The organism is Nocardia sp. NPDC058058 (assembly GCF_042885355.1).
GTDB lineage: Bacteria > Actinomycetota > Actinomycetes > Mycobacteriales > Mycobacteriaceae > Nocardia.
In genome coordinates this window covers 2,059,325-2,078,550 of sequence record NZ_JBHVSA010000001.1, presented here as the reverse complement: position 1 = coordinate 2,078,550, position 19,226 = coordinate 2,059,325, and the positions used below count along the sequence as shown (strand labels likewise).

Genomic DNA, 19,226 nt, shown 5'->3' with positions numbered 1-19,226 from the left:
CTTCGTGTACATCGATCCCAGCGGCAGGGGTCTGTCCGCGCCCTGGCTGGCCCTGATCGGCCTGCTCATCGCCGCGGTCACCACCGTCACCGTGTACCTGCTCGGACTGCGCTACACCGGGGCCTTCGCCGGAACCGTGGATGTGACCGCGCGGCTGACCAGCACCGGCGACGGCCTACCGCAGCGGGCGGACGTCAAATTCCGCGGCATGCTGGTGGGCCAGGTCGGGAGCTCGGACATCGCGGCGGCGGGACAACGCCAGGATGTGGTGCTGCGCATCAAACCGGAACTGGCCCAAGCCATCCCGTCCACCGTGACCGCCCGTGTGGTGCCGAACAACCTGTTCGGGGTGACCGCGGTCGAGCTGATCGACAACGGCCCGTCGGGTCAGGGCCTGCGCGACGGCACGACCATCGCACAGGACACCAGCACCGTGACCACGCAATTGCAGGCCACGCTGACGACCCTGCGCACCGTGCTCGATGCCATCGATCCGATCAAACTCGCCCATGTGCTCGGCTCGCTCGCCGATGCCCTCGACCCCGCCTACCGCATGCCGGGCTCCACCATCGAACGCCTGGACACCTGGACCACCGAGGTCCGCGCCATTCCGGGGGTCGGTGATCTGCTGGGCGATCTCGGCGCGGCGGCGTCGGCCCTGAACAGGTCCGCACCGCAATTGATCGACACCCTCACCGAATCGGTGACCGTGGCCCGCACCCTGAACGATCACCGCGCCGATCTGGTGGCGTTGCTGAGCTCCGCGAGCGGGGCGGTCGATGCCACCAACGATCTGTTCGCCCGCAATCCGGGCGCGGGCCCGGAGCTGGTCGGCGGGCTGGATCAGACCTTCGGCGCGCTCGCCCGCGATCCGGATGCCATCGCCGCCTCGGTGGCCAATCTCAATGCGGCACTGGGCAAATTGTCGACGGTCTTCAACTGGGGTCCGAACAAGCTGATGAGCTGGGTGATGGATCTGAGCGTCACCCCGTTCCAGCAGTACACCGCGCGGGACTGCCCGCGCTATGGCGAACTGGCGGGTCCGCGATGCACCGCCGCGGCGGACCCGGGGTCCGGCTCGCCGATGCCCTCGGGGTCGACCCGGCCCGCCTCGTTTCAGACCGGCAGATTACAAGGCGCACAGGCCATTTCGGCATTGACCGGCGGCACCGCCAATGCCGCCCAGCTCATGCTGCTCGGCCCGATCCTGACCGGCGGCTCGCTCACCGTCACCGATTCGACGCCGCGACCGGGAGGGCGCTGACCATGATGAAACTTCGCACCGCGGTGCTGGGCCTGGCCCTGTTCGCGGGGCTGGCGCTGATCGCCACCTACACCATCTTCTCCACCCTGCAACGCGGGGTGAGCGGCGAAACCGCCAGTTATACGGCGACATTCGGCAATGTGCTCGGCCTGCGAGTCGGCGATGACGTGCGCATGGCCGGGGTGCGGGTGGGGCGGGTGGATACGGTCGAACTCGACGCCGATCGCCGCGCCCGCGTGGTGATCCGCGTCCAGGCCCGCCAACATCTCACCACCGCCACCAAGGCGCTGATCCGCTATCAGAATCTGATCGGACAGCGCTATGTGGCGCTCGCCCCGGGAACCGGTGCGGCACAACCCCTCGCACCGGGCAGCTCGATTCCCTACGAGCGCACCGAATCCTCCTTCGACGTCTCCACCGTGCTCGCCGGATTCCAGCCGCTGTTCAGCACCCTGCAACCGGAACAGGTGAATTCACTGTCGAACACCCTGGTGCAGGCGCTACAGGGGGACGGAGTCTCGTTGAGCGCCTTGGTGACCCAGGCCGCCGCACTGGCGAGCACCTTCCGCGACCGCGACGAGATCCTCGGCCAGGTGATCACCAACCTCGGCGGTGTGGTGGAGGGCCTGGCCCATCGCGGCGACGAATTGGCCACGCTCATCACCCAATCGCGCACACTGCTGTCCGATCTCTACGCGCAGGGCGAGACGCTCAAAGGCGCGGTCGATCAGGCCGCCGGTTCCACCACCCGGCTCGCCCAGCTCATCGACCAGATCAAACCGGGGCTGGCCCAAGCCCAGCAGTCGGCCACCGCCGGGGTGAATCTCCTGCTGTCCAACGGTTCCCGGCTCGACATCACCGCCGCCGAACTGCCCTATCTGCTGGCCGGGCTGGCCCGGATCAGCGGCAACGGCACCTACATCGGTTCGTACATTTGCAGTCTGGATGTCTCGCTCTGGGGCGTGCTGTTCCCGCCCGGGGTGATCAGCCAGATCGGCGGCAATGCGCATTCGGAGGTATGCCGGTAATGAGAGCAGTGAACGTCGGCGCGCGCCTGAAAATGCTGTGGTACATGGTGCCGAGCTATTCCCGCAATCGTGAGTGGTGGCTCGGCGTGGCCGCCGGTGCGGCGATCCTGCTGCTGCTGGTGGCATCGAGCGTGCTGACCCGGGCGGGCATCGGACGGCACACCGTCACAGCGGAATTCGCGCAGGCCGCCGGATTGCGCATCGGCGACAGCGTCGATATCGCCGGCATCGAGATCGGCTCGGTCCAATCCGCGCGAGTGGCCGGTGACCGGGTCGTGGTCGGACTGTCGATCAAGAGCGATATCCGCCTCGGCGACGATGCCAAGGCCGCGATCAAGATGTCCACCATTCTGGGCCGCATGCACGTGGAATTGGATGCGGGCAAGACCACCGGGCCCGGGACCGACCGCATACCCCTGGCACGAACCGAGGTGCCGTACAACCTGGCCAAGGTCGTGAACGATCCCGAGTACACGCATTCGTTCGAACACCTCGAACGCGTCGACCCGAATGCGTTGCGCGCCTCCCTCGACGCGGTCGCGCGGCAGCTGGGTGATTCCCCGCAGCTGACCGCACAGGCGCTGGATTCGGTCGGCGTACTGGCCAAGGTGATCAGCGATCGCGGCGACGAGGTGGGCAAACTGCTGCGCAATATCGACTCGGTCTCGCAATTGGTATCGGACAACCGCAGCGCGGTCCTGCTGCTGCTCACCCGCGGCCAAGCCGTCGGTGACGCGGTCGCCGCCCGGCAGAGCTTGATCACCCAGCTGCTCGACAATATCGCGACCATTTCGAAGAACCTGCGGGATATGGGAATCGAGAACAACGGTGGGCTGGCCCCATTGATCCGGGATCTGAACACGATGTCGGACGGTTTGCAGAAGAACAGGGACAACCTCGACAAACTCTTCCAGATCATGCCGGTGACGCTGCGGCAGTTCAACAACAGCCTCGGCAACGGGCCGTACTCCGAGCTGTATCTGGCGTGGGTGTTCCCGGACAATCTGCTGTGCGCGACCGCAGCGGTGCAGGGGTGCCACTGATGCGCACCGCGCCTATTCGTCTCGCCATTATCGCCCTCGTCCTGCTGTTCGCCGCGGGCTGCTCCGGCCTGCCACACGGGGTGACCTCACTACCGGATCGATTGCTGGGTAAGGAGAAATCCCTCACCGCCGATTTCGAGAACACCGCGGGCCTGTACGCCGGCAATGAGGTGTCCGTGCTCGGACTGCCCGTGGGCCGGGTTACCGAGCTGATTCCCAAGGGCCGGTACGTCGAGGTTCATATGGTCGTCGACGGTGATGTCCAACTGCCCGCGGAAGTCATTGCTGCGCTGGTGTCGCCGCAGTTGATCACCAACCGGCATATCGAACTGACCCCCGCCTACACCGGCGGTCCGCGGCTCTCGGACGGCGGGCATATTCCCTTGCCGCGCACCAGAACTCCGGTCGAACTCGATCGCATCCTGCGGTCGTTCGACGATATCGGAAAGGCGCTGGCGGGCAGCAATACCGACGGCCCGATGGCGAGCCGGGTGCTGTTCCCGCTGCTGAACGGCAATGGCGATCGCATTCGCGAGACGCTCGACGCGCTGTCGGGGGCATTCGGGGTGACTCTGGCCAACAAGGATCAGATCTCCAATGCCATCGTCCGGCTCAGCGAGATCACCCAGACCATCGCCGACAATGATTCCACCGTCCGCGATTTCAGCGCCCGGCTCACCCAATTGGTAACCCTCATGCGCGATCAAGCACCCGGCCTGGGCGCGGTGCTCGGCCAGATCAATGACTTCGTCGCCAATATCAGTGCGGTGGTGGGGGAGAACCGGCAACCGCTCACCGACGCGCTGGCGCGCCTGACCGGCATCACCGCGCAAATGCGGGACCACGCCCGCGATCTCACCGAAATCGTCGATGTCGGACCGCTGTTCTTCACCAACCTGGGGAACGCGGTGAGTCCGGAGGCCAATGCCGTGCGGTTACATCTGCTCACCGATAAGACCCTGCTCGACAATGAACTGCTCGCGTTGTTCTGCGAGCGATTGCAGATGCGATCCGACGGTTGCCGCACCGGCAAACTCCGGGATTTCGGACCGGATTTCGGGCTGACCGCCGCACTGCTGGGACTGCTGCGATGAGCCGCCGCATCCGCCGCCTGGCCGCGGCGAGCCTGCTCACGCTGTCGATGACCGGGTGCGCGGTGACCGTGGATTCCATGCCGCTGCCCAAACCCGGTGTGGGCGGGCCGACCTACCGGGTGCGCGCCGTCTTCGACAATGCGCTGAACCTGCCCGAGCGCGCCCGGGTGAAGATCGGCGGCAGCGATATCGGCATCGTCACCCATATCGACACCGTGAATTTCCTGGCGACCGTGGAATTGGAAATCCGGGACGACATCCCGCTGCCGCGGGACGCGCGCGCCGAACTGCGGCAGCCGACCCCGCTCGGCGATATCTATGTCGCGGTGACGCTTCCGGAGCATCGGGACGGGACGCCGCTGCTGCGCGACGGCGATGTCATCGACCGCGACCACACCTCGGCGGGCGCATCGGTGGAGCAGCTCATGATGTCACTGTCGATGCTGCTCAATGGTGGTGCGCTGGAACAGGTCGCGCGCATCACCAGCGATGCGGACTCCATGGTGGCCGGGCGCGGGCCGCAGCTGTCGCATCTGCTCACCGAGATCACCGCGACGCTGACGGCCTTGAATCAGCGCACCGATCAGCTCGACAGTGTGCTGCGCGGGATGGACGCGCTGGGCACCACGCTGAATCAGCGCAAGGCCGAACTGGGGCAGGCCGCGGACAGTTTCCCGCCGCTGATCTCCATCATCACCGAGAACAACCGGGCCATCACCGATCTCACCGCCAAAGTCACCGGAACCCTTGGCGCACTAGGTGATTTCACCGCCACCAGCAGTGCGGAGACCGTCAGCCTGTTCCACAGCGTGCAGCAGCTGATGGACGGTTTCAGCGCGATGGGGGACAACCTCGCGGGTGCGCTCGATCGGCTGCATGCCCTGCAACCCTCGGTGCTGGCATCGACGAAGGGGACCAATCTGGCTGTGGCGGCGACGGTTTCCTACCTGAGCATCGGCGCGCTCACCGATCCCAACGGCAGCCGACTGCCGGACGGCACCGATCCGGGCGCGTTCCTCGGCAGCCTGGCCGATGTGCTGACCCGGGTGATCAACCGGTTGCAGGGCGGTGCGCGATGAACCGGCAACGCCCCGAGGGCAACGGGCGCGAGCTGTTCGCCCTGGGTGGCTGGGTGACGGCCCTGGTGCTGGAGGTGGTCGCGCAAGTGCTGCTCGATGCCGCCGACCGGGCTCGGCGGCATATCGCCGGGCTGGCGGCGGTGGGCCTGGTGATCACGCTGCTGGTCGGTGGCGGCTACCTGCTGATCGATGTGGTTCGCATCGATCCGTTGCGGGAGACCATGACGGTGCGGGTGGAGTTGACCTCCTCGGGCGGGTTGCTGCCGAACTCCGACGTCACCTTCCGGGGCGTGCGGGTGGGCACCGTCCGATCGGCGGAACTGTCCGAACACGGTGTCATCGCCATCGCCGAAATAGATGCGGCGCAGCATATTCCGGTCGGCGGGACGGTCGTGGTGGCGCGGCTGTCCGCGGCGGGGGAACAGTATCTGGACTTCCGGCCCGATACCGACGGGCCACCCTATCTGGCCGATGGCGCGGTCATCTCCGCCGATCGCACCGGCACACCGGTGACGATCAACGAATTCCTCACCGATACGGCGGGATTCATCGGCGGACTGAACCCCGAACGGCTGAATGTGATTGTCGCCGAGCTGGATAAAGCGCTCGCGGGTGGGCCGGACCGGCTGCGCACCGTGCTGAGCGGGATCAGTCAGGCCATGAACGGACTGACCGGACTGCTGCCGCAAACCCGCAATCTGGTCGAGAAGCTCGAGGTGATCGCCGAGACCACCAGCCACGCGCAACCCGATCTCGGCACCCTCGTCGGCGGGGCGGGCGTGCTGTTCGGGCAGTTCACCGCCGCCGATCAGGAGGTGCGCCGACTGCTCGAACTGGGTCCCGGACAATTGGCCACGCTCGGCGGGGTGGTCGCCGAGACCACCGATCCGGTGACGAATCTGGTCACCAATCTCGCCGCGATCACCAGGGCCGCGCGGCTGCGGACACCCGCGCTGGCGGCACTGTTCCCGGCGCTGCGCTCCGGCACCGCCATGCTGGGTATCCCGGTGCACGACAATGCTTTTCACACCATGGTGGATATCTGGCCGCGACCCACCTGCGAGTACGCGACCATCCCGGTATCGCCGGTCAAGGTCAGCGACGGCGCGATCCGGCTTTACAACTACTGCGTCACCGACGATCCCGGCCAGCAGATCCGCGGATCGGCCGACGCACCCCGCCCGGGCGGGCCCGACAACACCTCCGGACCGCCGCCCGGGGTCACCGGCAATGAACTGTCTGTTCCCCTGCCCGCCAACTGATTACGGCAGCACCCACCGATACCGCACTGAGAGACGTGATACCCGTGAACGACACCCACGAAGTGATCGACGATGTGGCTCGCCCCGCCGCGGACGAGAGCGATCCGGCCCCGGGCGCGGCGGTGCCGGCGGGTGAGCCGTCAGCCGACCTGCGCCGCACTCGCCGATTGTCCCGTCGTACAGTACTTTTCGCTGCCGCCGCGGTGGTGCTCACCGGTGCGGCGATCGCACACGATGTCTACACGTGGGTGCGGAGTCGGCACGCCGAAGACCTGGTCGAGGCTCGCGAGGCGGCCCGCAAGACCGCCTGCGAGTACGGCCCGGTCCTGGCCAACTACGACGTCGAACATCTCGACACCTACTTCGCGGCGGTCCTGGATCACGCCACCGGCGATTGGAAGCGGGAATTCGATTCCACCAGTAAGGATTTGCGAGACGTGCTGGTGCAGGGTCAGGTGAAATCCAAGTCCGGCACCGTCGACTGCGCCATCTCTGCCAGTGATGCGAACACCGCCGCGGCGGTCGTCGTCATCGATCAATCCGTCACCAGTGTCGGCACCCAGGGGCAGCCGCGCCGAGGACAGCTCGCGATCACCCTGTCCCTGGTCAAATCGGGCGACCGCTGGCTGGTCGACAAGGTGTCCTCCCCGCTGCTGCGCACCCAATGACCCGTCCCGCTCGACCAATTTCCCCGTATCTCCGGCCGTGCCGAACAGGAGTCCGCACTTCATGATTCAGCTGCTCATCGTGCTTGCGGCGGTGCTGGTCGCCGTCGGCGCGATGCTGGCCGTCATCATCCCGGCCGCACTGCTGCGCCGGGCCCGGCGTCTCATCGAATCCGATATCCCACCCGTCGACGAGCAGGTGCTCACCGAATTCGAGGCAGTACGACCCACCTTCACGATGACGGTCGTCAACCAATTCGCCGCCCCGCCGGATCGGGTGTGGTCGGTGCTGGAAAACGAAGCGTTCTCCTGGATTCCGATGATGGACGGCGTGCGCTACGCGGACACCGCCCGCACCCCGGGCACCGTCCGCAAACTCGGCCTGCTGTTCTTCGCCGCCGCCGAACAGGTCACCCGCCGCGTCCCGAACGCACGGCTCAGCGTGATCGGCATTCACACCTCGGTCCCACCGGTGGTGAAGTTCTACACCGTCGATTACCAGCTGCGCGAAACATCCGAGGGCGGCACCGAATTGACCTGGACGATCGCGGGCCGCCCCGCCCTGCTGTCCTTCATTCCGCTCTCCTGGGCGGCCGTATTCGTCCGCCCATTCGCGCGCATCATCATGGACCAATTGCAGAGTCGACTCTGAGCTGAAAGCCGCACCGCGAGTGCATCAGTGCTGCACGGTGGTGAAGCGATAGACCGCCACATTGTCCGTACTCGCTGCGGGGACGCCCGGGGCGGAATAGGTGTAATCGCCGGTGTCGTTGGTGCGGCATTTCAGGGTGAGGGAATAGGTGATCGGTTCGGCCTCGGTGGGTTGCACCGCGTCGATCACCATGACCCCCTGTTCGGGGGAGGTGGCGGTATAGGTGCCGTCGCGCCAGATACCGCTGCCGACGACCATGTACTGCAGTGCGCCGGGGGCCGGGAAGCGCAGCAGCGTCATCGAATCGCCGATGGGGGCGGCGGGGACGGCCGCGGTGCTGCCGTAGGTGATCAGGTGTTTGCCGGTGATATCGGCCGGAACCGTGCACACCCGCGGCGGATCGGCGGGGTCGGCGGTGGCCGTGCTCGCGCCGAACAGCGGCGCCGCCAGTGCGGTCGCGGCGATGGCAGCGACGCATGGAATAGCCCTCATTGCTGCTCCTGTCCTGTCCCGATTGCGATTCACAGCAGGCCGAAGGCGCTCAGAATGAACACCACATTCGCGGCGATGGCGGTGACGGTGTCCGCCAATGACAGTGCCGCCGAACCCAGGGCGACCAAGCCCGAAGATAATGTTGCTGACATGGACAACGCTCCCAATTGTCGCGTGGCATAGGAAAGATTGTCGCGTGGCACAGTCGAGCTTTATGATCCGCACCGAACTCTAGTCATAGCCGGGCGTCGGAGTGGTCAGGACACGAGCGGCCGCTCCGCCGATTCGGTCAATTGCACAATGCTGAGCCCGCCGCGTTCGGACCGCACACCGGTCACCTCGAGCTGTGTACCGGGCAGCAGAATGAATTCCTCCTCCTCGGTGAACGCCGAGAAATTCCGAATGCTCACCGCGCGCGCCGGGCGCACCTCGAAAAGCGTGCGTTTGCCGCGACCACCCAGGAATGCGCGCGCCACACCGGAATTCGACGTGCAGGACGACACACCCCACCAGGTCACGGTGCGATTCAGCGGATACTGCGCGCGCAGATCCAGGGCGACGCCGCGCCACAGCGGCGCATCGCGGGTGGGCAGTGCCGCCACCGCCGCGAACAGCAGACGCAGATAGGGCAGATAGGGGAGCAGGCGCGAGCGGTCCGCGGTCCGCAAGACGGCATTGATCTCCCGATAGAACGCCGACTCGCAGGTGTAGAGATACAGTGCCGCGATCGCATCGGCGGACAGGCCACCACCGGGCTGATCCGCTCGCCGCTTGCCGAATTCGTGCGACAGCACCGCGTGCCGGTCCAATCCGGACAGCAGTTTCGCCACGGGCGCGATGGCATCGCGGAAACTCATCAGCGGGGTGTCGAATACGCCGGTGATCGCGGGCAGGATCAGGCCCTCATCCTTGACGCTCGCCAGGCGTTCCAGATAGAGCTGATGCAATTCCATGGTGGAGGCGATGAACGCGCCCATGCGATCGGCGGTATCGCGGTCCGCCCCGGCGGTTTCCGTCTCGCCGGTATTCCATCCGGTGCTCGGCAGCCAGTCGACGGGATCCGCGCCCGTGGCGGCCAGGGCCGCGTTCACCGTCGCGAAATGGTCACCGTCGCAGAAGATATCGCCCTGTGCGGCGGGATTGGCGTGATCCACATGGCGGACGTCGACGCCGGGATATTTCTGCTGTAGTTGCAGCACGATCTTCTTCAGGCTGCGCGCGTGCGTGCCCCACCACGCGAACACGACACCGCGATCGGCCTCGTCTGCCTCCTGCTTGGCGCGCAGGATCTCCTCGATGATGCGCTCGGCCACCGGACGCCAGAACGCGGTGTGCTGATCGGTGGGCAGCGCCCCGTCGCTGCTGGCGGTGAGAGCGGCATTGAGCAGCAGCACACCCTGGGTGAGCATGGCCTGGAACCACTCCGGCGGCTGCACGGTGTCCTGCTCGCGCAGCAGGGCGCGGATATCGGCGATCGGGGTCTTCTTGGGAATACCGTATTTCCACATGGCCGCCGCCTTGATGATGCAGCGAATGCTGATCACCCGGCCGAACTGACTGTCCTTCCAATCATGAAAGGCGTTGTCGAACATGGCGATTCCGGTCGCGCTCTCCGGTCGCGGATACGGGTTCTGGCCGAACACCACCACCTTCCACTTATGCGGTGGATGGGGCTTGAGCGCCTGAAAGGTCAACTCGCGCACCGGAACGATGCTCGGACCCCGGCCGGGGCCGATGAAGGTCTCGGCGTTCGGCTGCGCCTCGATCACCGGGCGCAGAACCGGCAGCCACGGCTCACCGCCGCCGTGGAAGAGATCGGTCAGGGCCAGCGGGTCATTCGTGCTCACGCCCGGCACTATATGTCATGAAAATCGCTCTGGCAGAAAGCATGTCGGTGGGCCCGGGTAGCGTTCCGGACAGTGCAGGACCGCATCTCACCAGGAGTGTTTTCATGAGTTCGAACCGTGTGCAGCCGCCGCTGCGGGTGGTACTGGCCGATATCAATCCGCAGGTTGTGCAGGCGTGGCTGGCGGCGTTCGCCGACCATCCCGAGATCGAGATCCACAAGGGGTCGATCCTGGACGAGCGGGTCGACGCCTGGGTCACCCCGACCAATGCGCGCGGGCTGATGGACGGCGGGGTCGACGCGGCCATCAAGCGCCACCTCGGCGCGGGCATCCAATTGCGGGTGCAGCGCGCCATCCGCGATGAATTCGAGGGCAGGTTGCCGGTCGGCAGCGCGGTCTGCGTGTCGTCGGGGGCGATCAATCCGAAGTTTCTGATCTCCACGCCGACCATGCGGGAGTCGTCCGAGAATGTCAGCGAGACACTCAATGTCGCGCTCGCCTGCGCGGCGGCGTTCCAGGCGATCCACCGGCAGAACAAAACCGCCCCGGGCAGTATCTCCTCGGTCGCGCTGGTGGGCATGGGGGCCAACACCGGTCAGGTGCCGGCGCGGGTGTGCGCCAACCTGATGTGGACCGGGTACACCCTGTTCAACGACCACAGCTTCGACGATTACGACGAGTTGCGCGCGACCGTGCTCGCTCAGCTGGACGATATCGAGAACGCGCCCGCCGATAAGCCGGTGCGCATCAAGCGTCCCGCGACCAGGCGCTGAGCTGATTCCGGCCCGCCCGCGCTCGTGGCTGTCCGTTCTTGTCTGTGCTCGATGCGAGACTCTGGGACATGCGATGGGCGTTGGCGGCAACGGGTGACGGAGGTGCACTGCTGTGTCCGCTGGAGTCGGACGGTCGTTCCGCCGGCCCGGTGCTGCGCGAGCCCTCGCTCGCCGCGGCGGTGCGGGATCGTCCCGAGGTGGAGCGGTGGGTGTGGCGATCCACCGCCGAGATCTACCGGCAGTTGCTCGACGCCGGGGTGCGGGTCGAGCGCTGCTATGACGTGGAGGCGGCCGAAGCACTGCTGATCGGTCATGAGCACGGGCAGTCCGGCCAGCCGCGTTCGCTGGCGGCGGCGTGGGCGCGACTGCACCGGCAGCCGGTGCCCGCGGACGCACCGCTGCGGGCCGCCGATGCCCAGCCGTCGCTGTTCGAGTCCGGTCCGGTGCCGCTGCCGTCCGGAATCGACGAATTCACCGCGCTGCTGGAGGTTTACGCCCACCAGGTGGCCCGCACCGCGCAGGCCGAGCACCCCGATCGCATGCGCCTGCTGCTCGCGGCGGAGTCGGCGGCCATGCTGGTGGCCGCCGAGATGTCCCGCGCCGGAATTCCCTGGCACGCCGATGTGCACCGGGAACTGCTCGATAGTCTGCTGGGCGAACGCATTTCGAGCGGTACCGAACCGCGGCGGATGGTCGAGCTGGCCGAGGAGGTGTCGCGCGCCTTCGGCGACGGTGTGCGGGTGCGCCCCGATCTGCCCCAGGACATCATCAAAGCCTTTGCCCGCGTGGGTATCCCGCTGTCCTCCACGCGCAAGTGGGAGCTGCAGGAGGTGGATCACCCCGCCATCGCGCCCCTGCTCGCCTACAAATCCCTGTACCGCCTCTACACCGCGCACGGCTGGTCCTGGCTCGATCAGTGGGTCCGCGACGGCCGCTTCCGTCCCGAATATCTGCCCGGCGGCACGGTATCCGGCCGCTGGACCGCCAATGGCGGTGGCGCGCTCCAGATCCCGAAGATCATTCGCAAGGCCATCCGCGCCGATCCGGGCTGGCGGTTGGTGGTCGCCGACGCCGACCAGATGGAACCGCGTGTACTGGCCGCCATCTCCCGCGATCCGGGACTGATGGAGGTGGCGGGGCGCGGCGAGGACCTCTACGCCGATCTGGCCGCCCGCTCCTTCAACGGCGATCGCGCCAAGGCCAAAATCGCGATGCTGGGCGCGATCTACGGCCAGACCTCCGGCGACGCGCTGGTGCACATGGCCGAGCTGCGCCGCCGCTATCCGGCCGCGGTCGCCTATGTCGATGATGCCGCGACCGCCGGGGAGCAGGGCCGCCTGGTGCGGACCTGGCTGGGCCGCACCAGCCCGCCCGCCTCGGCGCAGGCCGAGTCCGACGATGATCCGGGACTGTCCACCCGATACGGTCCGAGCCCGAAAGCTCGTGCCCGAGGCCGGTTCACCCGCAACTTCGTCGTTCAGGGCAGCGCGGCGGACTGGACGCTGTTGCTACTGGCGGCCCTGCGCTCCGAGCTGGCCCGGACCACGCCCGCCGCTGAACTCGTGTTCTTCCAGCACGATGAGGTGATCGTGCACTGTCCGGCCGCAGACGCCGAAACGGCGGCCGCCGCGATCTCGGCGGCCGCCGACACCGCGGCGCGCTTGGCCTTCGGCCCCATCCCGGTCCGCTTCCCGTTCACCACCGCGATCGTCGAGTGCTACCACGACGCCAAATAGGATTCGGGCCCAACGCTCATCGAGAGCTCGAATTGCCTGCATCCGGTTCGGATCACGTCCGAATCCCGAAGGTGGCGCGGTAGGGGGCGGTTCGGCTCGCTACGAGGTTGCGCGCCTGATTTTTTCGAGGACGACGGCGGTCTGGGCGTTGGCGCCCAGGGCATTCGGGTGCAGCGGGTAGGCGACGCCGGGGGCATTGTGCGGCGAGGAGAAGGCGATGCCCTCCACGAAGCGGGTCGCCGCCGGTTGGCAGACGTCGTGACCGGTGCTCGGGGTGTAGGTGTCCACGAACTCGATACCGGCGGCCTTGGCCACGCGGGCGAGCATGGCGTTCATGAGAGCGAATTTGTCTCGTAGGTAGGTGATGTCGACATCGGCCGCGGGTAGGTCGGGGCGGCAACCCTTTCCCGTGACGGGGAGTGCGTTGAGATAGTCGACCAGCAGGATTCGCGCCTTGGGCGCGCGCTCGCGGATGCCGGTGATGGTCGCCTGGACCAGGGGTGCGGTGGCGTCGATCTTGGCGGTGACGCGATCGTCGGCGGCGGGAGTCGTCGCGCAGGCGGGGGTTTCCTTGGCGGCCCCGGCACCGGCCCCCGTCGCGGTCGCGGGGAGGGGTTGCAGGCAGCTCATGGCGAGCGCCGGAAACCCGATATCGTTCCCGCCGATACCGAGTGTCACCAAATCGGTTGTGGGGGAGAGCTTGTCGAACTGTGGCGGATTGACACCGCCCAGCGGGAGTTGCTGCTCCCCGGTCATATCGGTGGTGGTGGCCGAGGCGCAGCTGGCGTCGCGGAATACCTTGATACCGAGGGCGGCGGCCACCTGGTGCGGGTAGTTCGAGGTGGATTGGACGCAGTCCGCGGGTACGTCCGTCATCGCGGGCGGCAGGGTGGTGAAAACCGCCGCGGTCCAGGAATCGCCGAGGGCCACATATTCGCGGTAGACAGGTGTATCCGCCTGCGCCGGAATCGATATCAGGGATGCGGCCAGTACGCCGAAGACCAGCAGGGTGTTTCGTGTGGGGTGGACCGTTTTCACTGCGGCGGAACCTCCGAACTGGTCAGTTGGACAGCTTCGAGGGAGGTGGAGCAGATGATCGACGGTCATCCTGACGCACATATCGGGCATTCCGGCGGAGACACTCGCTAAGTCAATTTCCAAGTAAACCGGTCGGTTTCATCTTGAACCGGTGGCCGATCGCCTTCACGCGGGAACGCCCAGACCCGCGGCGAGCACCGGCCAGGAGTTGCGCAGTGCGTCCTGCCAGTACCCCCAGGAGTGGGTTCCGGTCGGCTGGAAGTCGAAAGTCGCCGGAATGGAGAGTTGTTGGAGGCGATCGGCGAGGTTGTGGGTGCACCAGTTCACGGCGGCTTCGATACCGCCGCCGAGGATCAGTTGGTTCGCCATGCTGCCCTCGGAGTGCGGTGCGCCGGGGAAGTCGTACTGTCCGGGAACGCCGGTGCCGCTCGAGACGAACAGGTTGGTGCCGCGCAGGGCATCGGCGTGGAGGTACGGATCATTCGCCGCCCACATCGGATCGCTCTGTGGCCCATACATATTGAAGGTGTCGCCGCCGCCCCAGACATCGACCGACAGATTGACGAAGGCGTGGCCGATGGGATCGCTGATCTGGGCGCAACCGCTGTAGGCGGCGACCGAGCGGAACAGGCCCGGCTTGGCGATGGCCAGCTGGAGCACCGAGGTTCCCGAAGTCGACAGGCCCGCAATGGCATTCGCGCCGGTGGTGCCCAATCCCGCATCGATCAGCGGTGGCAGTTCCGCGGTGAAGAAGGTCTTCCACTCGTTGACCCCGAGCACGGGATCCGGTGCGCGCCAATCGGTGTAGTAGCTGAACCGGCCGCCGACCGGCAGGATCACATTGACCTGCTTATCGGCCATGAAGTTCAGTGCGTCGGTCTGCTGGGTCCAGGACAGCTGATCCTCACCGCCGCCGCCCCCGTTGAGCAGATAGAGCGCGGGCGCCGGTTGCGAGGGATCGGCGGGGCGCTGCACATCGACTTCGACATTCTTCTGCATTGCCGCCGAGAACACCTGAAGTCGCAACGTTCGATCACCGGTCACCGTGACACCGGTGATGCTGGACCCATCATCGGAATTGGGATTCGCGAGCAGATGTCCGCTCGATATCACCGGATCACCCGGATCGGCGAATGCGGGTGCGGCCCAGAAACCCGAGGCCGCGATAGCGGTGACGGCGACCGCCGTACAGGTGAGCGTGGAGCGAAAGAACCGGGGCATGGCGATCTCCTCCTACTGCTGATTCCGTGGCGGAACGAACAGTATGGAAATGGCTCGGCGCCCATATAGGTCACCGGATAGGTCACCCCGCGCCGCTTCCGATGACCGATGCGATGACGGATCCACGCAGGTAGCCCGGCTCCCTAACGTCGTCGTCGGTCGATCCGGACGGATCAACCCGCCGCAAGGCGATACCTCTCGGAAAGGAAGAATTCAGTGAGCGGACTTTCCAGCTTTCTCAATCCCTTCAGCCTGCTGAGTGGCGGTAGCTCGGGCGGCGGTAGCGGTTCCGCGACACCGGGGATTTTTCTGCATTTCCCGGGCAGCGCTTAATCACTCGGTGCGCGGACACCGAGCACAACTGAATTGACAACCCATCAACCCATATCGCCCGTGGGTGCCTCCGGCGGTTCGGAATTCTTCCGGCCGCCGGAGGTCTGTCCGAAAGGGATTCGGTAGTGAAACAAGCGACGAGCGTGACCACATCCGCCGAACTGATGGCCGCACTCGCGGCGGGTAACACCGATATTCGAATCAGGGGCACGGTGCGAAGTACGGAGATGGTGACGCTGCCGCCGGGCGTGAGCCTGCGCGGCGGAGCACTCGAAGGCGGCGGCCTGCGCCTGACTCGCGACAATACGGTCGCCGATATCGCGATCACGGTGCCCGACAGCGCCACCGCGATCACCAATGACGGCGCCGAACCCGATCTCGGCACACTCACCCTGCGGGGCGTGCGGACCCGCGGTCGGGTGCACCTGCGCGCCGACGGGATGACGCGCGCCGGGCATATCGATATCGACGGCCTCTACGTCGAATCCGCGAATCTCGGTGTCCGAGCGCGTCATCCGGCGGGCGGCGGCGGCCCGCGCCAGGGCGCGATCACGGTGGTGAACCGGCAATTGGATCCGGATGCGGCACTGACCGCGCGACTGTGCGGGCTCCGGGTGGGTAACAGCCGCACACCGGTGCAGGGCTGCGGTGTGGTGGTCGGCGGCCGCTATGACGGTGACGGTGACGGCGGCAAGATCTGGATCGACGAACTGTCCGTCGACGAGGTGCACATCGGCGGTGCGTCCCCCGCGCCCTGCGGTGCGGTGGTCGAGGTGGGCGTGCTGGTGCAGCCGGGCGGATACGTCGGTGATCTCGTCATCACCGGGCCGCTGGTCTGCTACGGCACACGTCAGGTCGGGCTCTGCAATCTCGGCGCGATCACCAGATGCGTTGCCATGCGGTCGATTACGGCCTCCGGGCGGGAGGCGGTCGGGATTCGCAATATCGGCCGGATCGGCACCCTCGCCCTGCTCGGCCCGCTGGTCACCTACGGCCGGGACGGGCACGGGGCCGATCTGCGCGGCAATATCGCGCGCGCCGCGCTGCGCAGTGTGACGACCTTCGGTGCGGGTGCGATCGGTGTGCGGGTATCGAATTCGATCGGCAGACTGCATATCGCGGAGGATCTGTGCACCTACGGCGATCGTGAGTCGCCCGCGGACGCACCCGCGACCGGTCTGCGCATCCAACGCGGTGGCCGGGTGCGGAATCTGGATGTGCGCGGGCGAATCGCCAGCCACGGCACCGCGAGTCCCGCGGTCGAGATCGGCGGTGAGCTCGGCCCGGCCCGGGTCGCCGGTGGTGTGTTCGCCTTCGGCGCGGGAGCGGACGCGGTCTGCGTCCAGGGTGTGCGGGTGCTGGACCTGGACGATGTGGCGATCACCGCGCACCGCGGCCGGGAGTTGCGCCTGGTACCCGTACCGCGCCGCCCGCCCAGCGTGCCGCACGTGAATCACATTGCCGGATAACCACTGCCGGTCCGTCCGGGACCGCGCCGGCCGGAGGACGCCGGTCGGCGCGATACGCCGGATCGAGGTGTCCCGGCCGGATCAAGGTGTCACGATGGCGAAATCCGGATCGGGTTTGTCCAGCAGTCCGGTGAGCCGGGTCAGCGTGCCCGGATCGCCGGATACGGCGACCTTCCCGGCCGTCACCGCCGCGCTCATCTCCTCGGCCCCGGTGAGCACCGCGATCAGGGTGGGCCGGGTCAGGGTGAAGGTCGCGTCCGGCACCCGCACCTGTCGACCGGGCACCAGGTCGTAGTGCACCAGTACCCCGTTGCGCAATTCGATTCGGTGCGTGCGCTTTTCATCGGTGATCACCCAATCGGCGGTGAGCCGGGCGCTCCAGGCCCGCGGTCCGTCGATACTCGCCGCGATGACGTCGAAGGTCTGGTCGACGGTCATGGCCGCGACCAGGGAGGGCGAATTGGCCTTGGTCGGGGTGCCGAAATTGCCATTGCGCAATTCGTACGCGCCGGAGAGGTAGAAATTGCGCCAGGTGCCGTTCTCGGCGCCGTAGCCGAGCTGTTCGAACGCACTGGCCTGCAACATCTTCGCGCTCCGGTTATCCGGTTCGGCGAAGATGAGGTAGTTCAGCAGCTGCACCGTCCAGCGGTAGTCACCGGCGTCGAAAGCCTTGCGGGCGTGCGAGAGCACCTGATCCGCGCCGCCGATGGCCGCCACGTGCAGTTTGCCGCCCTCGACCGGGGGATGCTCCCACAGATGTGCGGGGTTGCCGTCGAACCAGCCCATATAGCGCTGGTAGATGGCTTTGACATCGTGGCTGATGGTGCCGTAATAGCCTTGGTTGTACCACTTTTCGCCGAGTGCGGGCGGTAGCCGCATCACCTCGGCGATCTCGATGCCGGTGTAGCCCTGATTGAGCAGGCGCAGCGTCTGATCGTGCAGGTAGGCGTAGCTGTCACGCTGTAGCGCAAGCCATTCCACGATCTCCTCGCCGCCCCAGGTCGGCCAGTGATGCGAGGCGAACGCGACATCGGTCTTGTCCCCGAACAGATTCACCGTCTCGGTGAGATATTTGGACCAGATGAGGGGATCGCGCACCACCGCACCGCGCAGGGTGAGAATGTTGTGCAGCGTATGAGTCGCGTTCTCCGCCATACAGAGTGCGCGATGGTCCGGGAAATAGAAGTTCATCTCCGACGGGGCCTCGGTGCCCGGGGTGAGCTGGAAGACGATGGGCACCCCGTCGATGATCTCCTGCTGACCGGTGTGGGTGATATCCACCGTCGGCGGAATGAGGCTGATGGTTCCGGTGGAGACCGTCATACCCAGTCCCGCGCCGACCTGGCCGTGATCGCCGCGCGGTAGCGCCGCGCCGTACATGTAGGCCGACCGCCGGGCCATTGCGGTGCCCGCGTAGATGTTCTCCGAGACCGCGTGTTCCAGGAAACCGGTGGGCGCCAGGATCGGGCAGCGGCCGGCGGCGACGTCCTCGGCGCTGGTCACACCCATCGCCCCGCCGAAATGGTCCGCGTGCGAATGGGTGTAGATCATGCCGGTCACCGGGCGGTTGCCGCGGTGTGCGCGGTACAGCTCCAGCGCGGCCTTCGCGGTCTGGGTCGAGACCAGTGGATCGATGACGATCACGCCGGTGCGGCCCTCGATGAGCGTCATATTGGACAGGTCCAGACCGCGCACCTGATAGATGCCGGGGGTCACCTCGTAGAGGCCCTGTTTCACGGTCAGCTGCGACTGCCGCCACAGGCTGGGATGCACCGAATTGGGGCACTTTCCGCTGACGAAGGCGTAGGAATCGTTGTCCCACACCACATTGCCGTGCTCATCGCGCACCGCATCGGGCTTCATGGCGGCGATGAAGCCGCGATCGGTCGCGGCGAAATCCGCGGTGTCGCCGAAGGGCAGCGACCGTGCCTGCACCTGCTGCTGGCGGGTGATGTCCGGGCTCGGCTCGGACGCGGTCCTGGTGACCGCCTCGGCCTCCAGCGCGGTATCACCGGACCGGGAATCGCAGGCGGCGATACCCGCACCGGCCGCTACCAATGCCGCCCCGAACCCGAACATGCCCCGCCGCGACAGTGCGAATCCTTTGTCCCGCTCGTCATTTCGCGCGTCGTCGTCCCGATTGTGCTGTCTTTCGGTCATGAAATGCTCTCCTGGCTCCACACTCGATGCGAACACTTGGGTCGTGAGTGCGGGCGCGTGGACAGCCGAC

17 protein-coding genes are annotated in these 19,226 nt (G+C 66.6%); 11 read left to right on the top strand and 6 right to left on the bottom strand.

What is annotated here, in order from left to right:
- The first annotated feature begins 4 nt into the window (after positions 1-4).
- The 8 genes from ACFVUS_RS09490 to ACFVUS_RS09455 all read left to right on the top strand — a co-directional run bounded on the left by ACFVUS_RS09490 (position 5) and on the right by ACFVUS_RS09455 (position 8,087).
- Entirely contained in the window at positions 5-1,264 is a 1,260-nt protein-coding gene (locus ACFVUS_RS09490) for an MlaD family protein (protein WP_387763100.1), read from the top strand.
- 5 nt (positions 1,265-1,269) lie between these two features.
- A complete protein-coding gene (locus ACFVUS_RS09485; protein WP_387765467.1) occupies positions 1,270-2,292 on the top strand; it encodes an MlaD family protein in 1,023 nt (340 codons plus the stop codon).
- A complete protein-coding gene (locus tag ACFVUS_RS09480; protein ID WP_387763097.1) occupies positions 2,292-3,335 on the top strand; it encodes an MCE family protein in 1,044 nt (347 codons plus the stop codon). The genes ACFVUS_RS09485 and ACFVUS_RS09480 overlap by 1 nt, the downstream gene beginning before the upstream one ends.
- Positions 3,335-4,429, top strand: a complete 1,095-nt coding sequence (locus tag ACFVUS_RS09475) for an MCE family protein (RefSeq protein ID WP_387763095.1) — start codon at positions 3,335-3,337, stop codon at positions 4,427-4,429. Before ACFVUS_RS09480 ends, ACFVUS_RS09475 begins: the two co-directional genes overlap by 1 nt.
- On the top strand, positions 4,426-5,508 hold the full coding sequence (locus ACFVUS_RS09470) for an MCE family protein (protein ID WP_387763092.1): 1,083 nt from the start codon (positions 4,426-4,428) through the stop codon (positions 5,506-5,508). Before ACFVUS_RS09475 ends, ACFVUS_RS09470 begins: the two co-directional genes overlap by 4 nt.
- Entirely contained in the window at positions 5,505-6,770 is a 1,266-nt protein-coding gene (locus tag ACFVUS_RS09465; RefSeq protein ID WP_387763089.1) for an MCE family protein, read from the top strand. Before ACFVUS_RS09470 ends, ACFVUS_RS09465 begins: the two co-directional genes overlap by 4 nt.
- Before the next feature lie 44 nt (positions 6,771-6,814).
- Positions 6,815-7,438 (top strand): hypothetical protein, encoded by a 624-nt coding sequence (locus ACFVUS_RS09460; protein WP_387763086.1) that lies wholly within the window; start codon positions 6,815-6,817, stop codon positions 7,436-7,438.
- Positions 7,439-7,499: 61 nt separating this feature from the next.
- Positions 7,500-8,087 (top strand): SRPBCC family protein, encoded by a 588-nt coding sequence (locus ACFVUS_RS09455; protein WP_387763083.1) that lies wholly within the window; start codon positions 7,500-7,502, stop codon positions 8,085-8,087.
- A gap of 24 nt (positions 8,088-8,111) precedes the next feature.
- Here ACFVUS_RS09455 and ACFVUS_RS09450 read toward each other — a convergent pair whose 3' ends face one another.
- The 3 genes from ACFVUS_RS09450 to ACFVUS_RS09440 all read right to left on the bottom strand — a co-directional run bounded on the left by ACFVUS_RS09450 (position 8,112) and on the right by ACFVUS_RS09440 (position 10,426).
- Positions 8,112-8,579, bottom strand: a complete 468-nt coding sequence (locus ACFVUS_RS09450; protein WP_387763080.1) for a hypothetical protein — start codon at positions 8,577-8,579, stop codon at positions 8,112-8,114.
- 29 nt (positions 8,580-8,608) lie between these two features.
- Positions 8,609-8,731, bottom strand: coding sequence for a hypothetical protein (locus ACFVUS_RS09445; RefSeq protein WP_387763077.1), 123 nt, complete (start codon positions 8,729-8,731; stop codon positions 8,609-8,611).
- A gap of 105 nt (positions 8,732-8,836) precedes the next feature.
- On the bottom strand, positions 8,837-10,426 hold the full coding sequence (locus ACFVUS_RS09440) for an ADP-ribosyltransferase domain-containing protein (protein WP_387763074.1): 1,590 nt from the start codon (positions 10,424-10,426) through the stop codon (positions 8,837-8,839).
- 104 nt (positions 10,427-10,530) lie between these two features.
- Between ACFVUS_RS09440 and ACFVUS_RS09435 the strand changes: the two genes are divergently transcribed.
- Together ACFVUS_RS09435 and ACFVUS_RS09430 are read left to right on the top strand one after the other, a co-directional pair.
- Entirely contained in the window at positions 10,531-11,199 is a 669-nt protein-coding gene (locus ACFVUS_RS09435; RefSeq protein ID WP_387763071.1) for a macro domain-containing protein, read from the top strand.
- A gap of 68 nt (positions 11,200-11,267) precedes the next feature.
- Positions 11,268-12,935, top strand: a complete 1,668-nt coding sequence (locus ACFVUS_RS09430) for a bifunctional 3'-5' exonuclease/DNA polymerase (RefSeq protein WP_387763068.1) — start codon at positions 11,268-11,270, stop codon at positions 12,933-12,935.
- A gap of 99 nt (positions 12,936-13,034) precedes the next feature.
- On the opposite strand, the gene ACFVUS_RS09425 is transcribed toward ACFVUS_RS09430, so the two are convergent.
- Both ACFVUS_RS09425 and ACFVUS_RS09420 read right to left on the bottom strand, forming a co-directional pair.
- Positions 13,035-13,973 (bottom strand): SGNH/GDSL hydrolase family protein, encoded by a 939-nt coding sequence (locus ACFVUS_RS09425; RefSeq protein WP_387763066.1) that lies wholly within the window; start codon positions 13,971-13,973, stop codon positions 13,035-13,037.
- A 165-nt stretch (positions 13,974-14,138) separates the two neighbouring features.
- Positions 14,139-15,194, bottom strand: a complete 1,056-nt coding sequence (locus ACFVUS_RS09420; RefSeq protein WP_387763063.1) for an alpha/beta hydrolase — start codon at positions 15,192-15,194, stop codon at positions 14,139-14,141.
- A gap of 458 nt (positions 15,195-15,652) precedes the next feature.
- Between ACFVUS_RS09420 and ACFVUS_RS09415 the strand changes: the two genes are divergently transcribed.
- The gene (locus ACFVUS_RS09415) at positions 15,653-16,996 is read left to right on the top strand and encodes a hypothetical protein (protein WP_387763060.1); all 1,344 of its coding nucleotides are present in this window, start codon (positions 15,653-15,655) and stop codon (positions 16,994-16,996) included.
- An 81-nt stretch (positions 16,997-17,077) separates the two neighbouring features.
- Here ACFVUS_RS09415 and ACFVUS_RS09410 read toward each other — a convergent pair whose 3' ends face one another.
- Positions 17,078-19,156: an alkyl/aryl-sulfatase gene (locus ACFVUS_RS09410; protein WP_387763058.1), complete on the bottom strand. Its 2,079-nt coding sequence runs from the start codon at positions 19,154-19,156 to the stop codon at positions 17,078-17,080.
- Between the last annotated feature and the right edge of the window lie 70 nt (positions 19,157-19,226).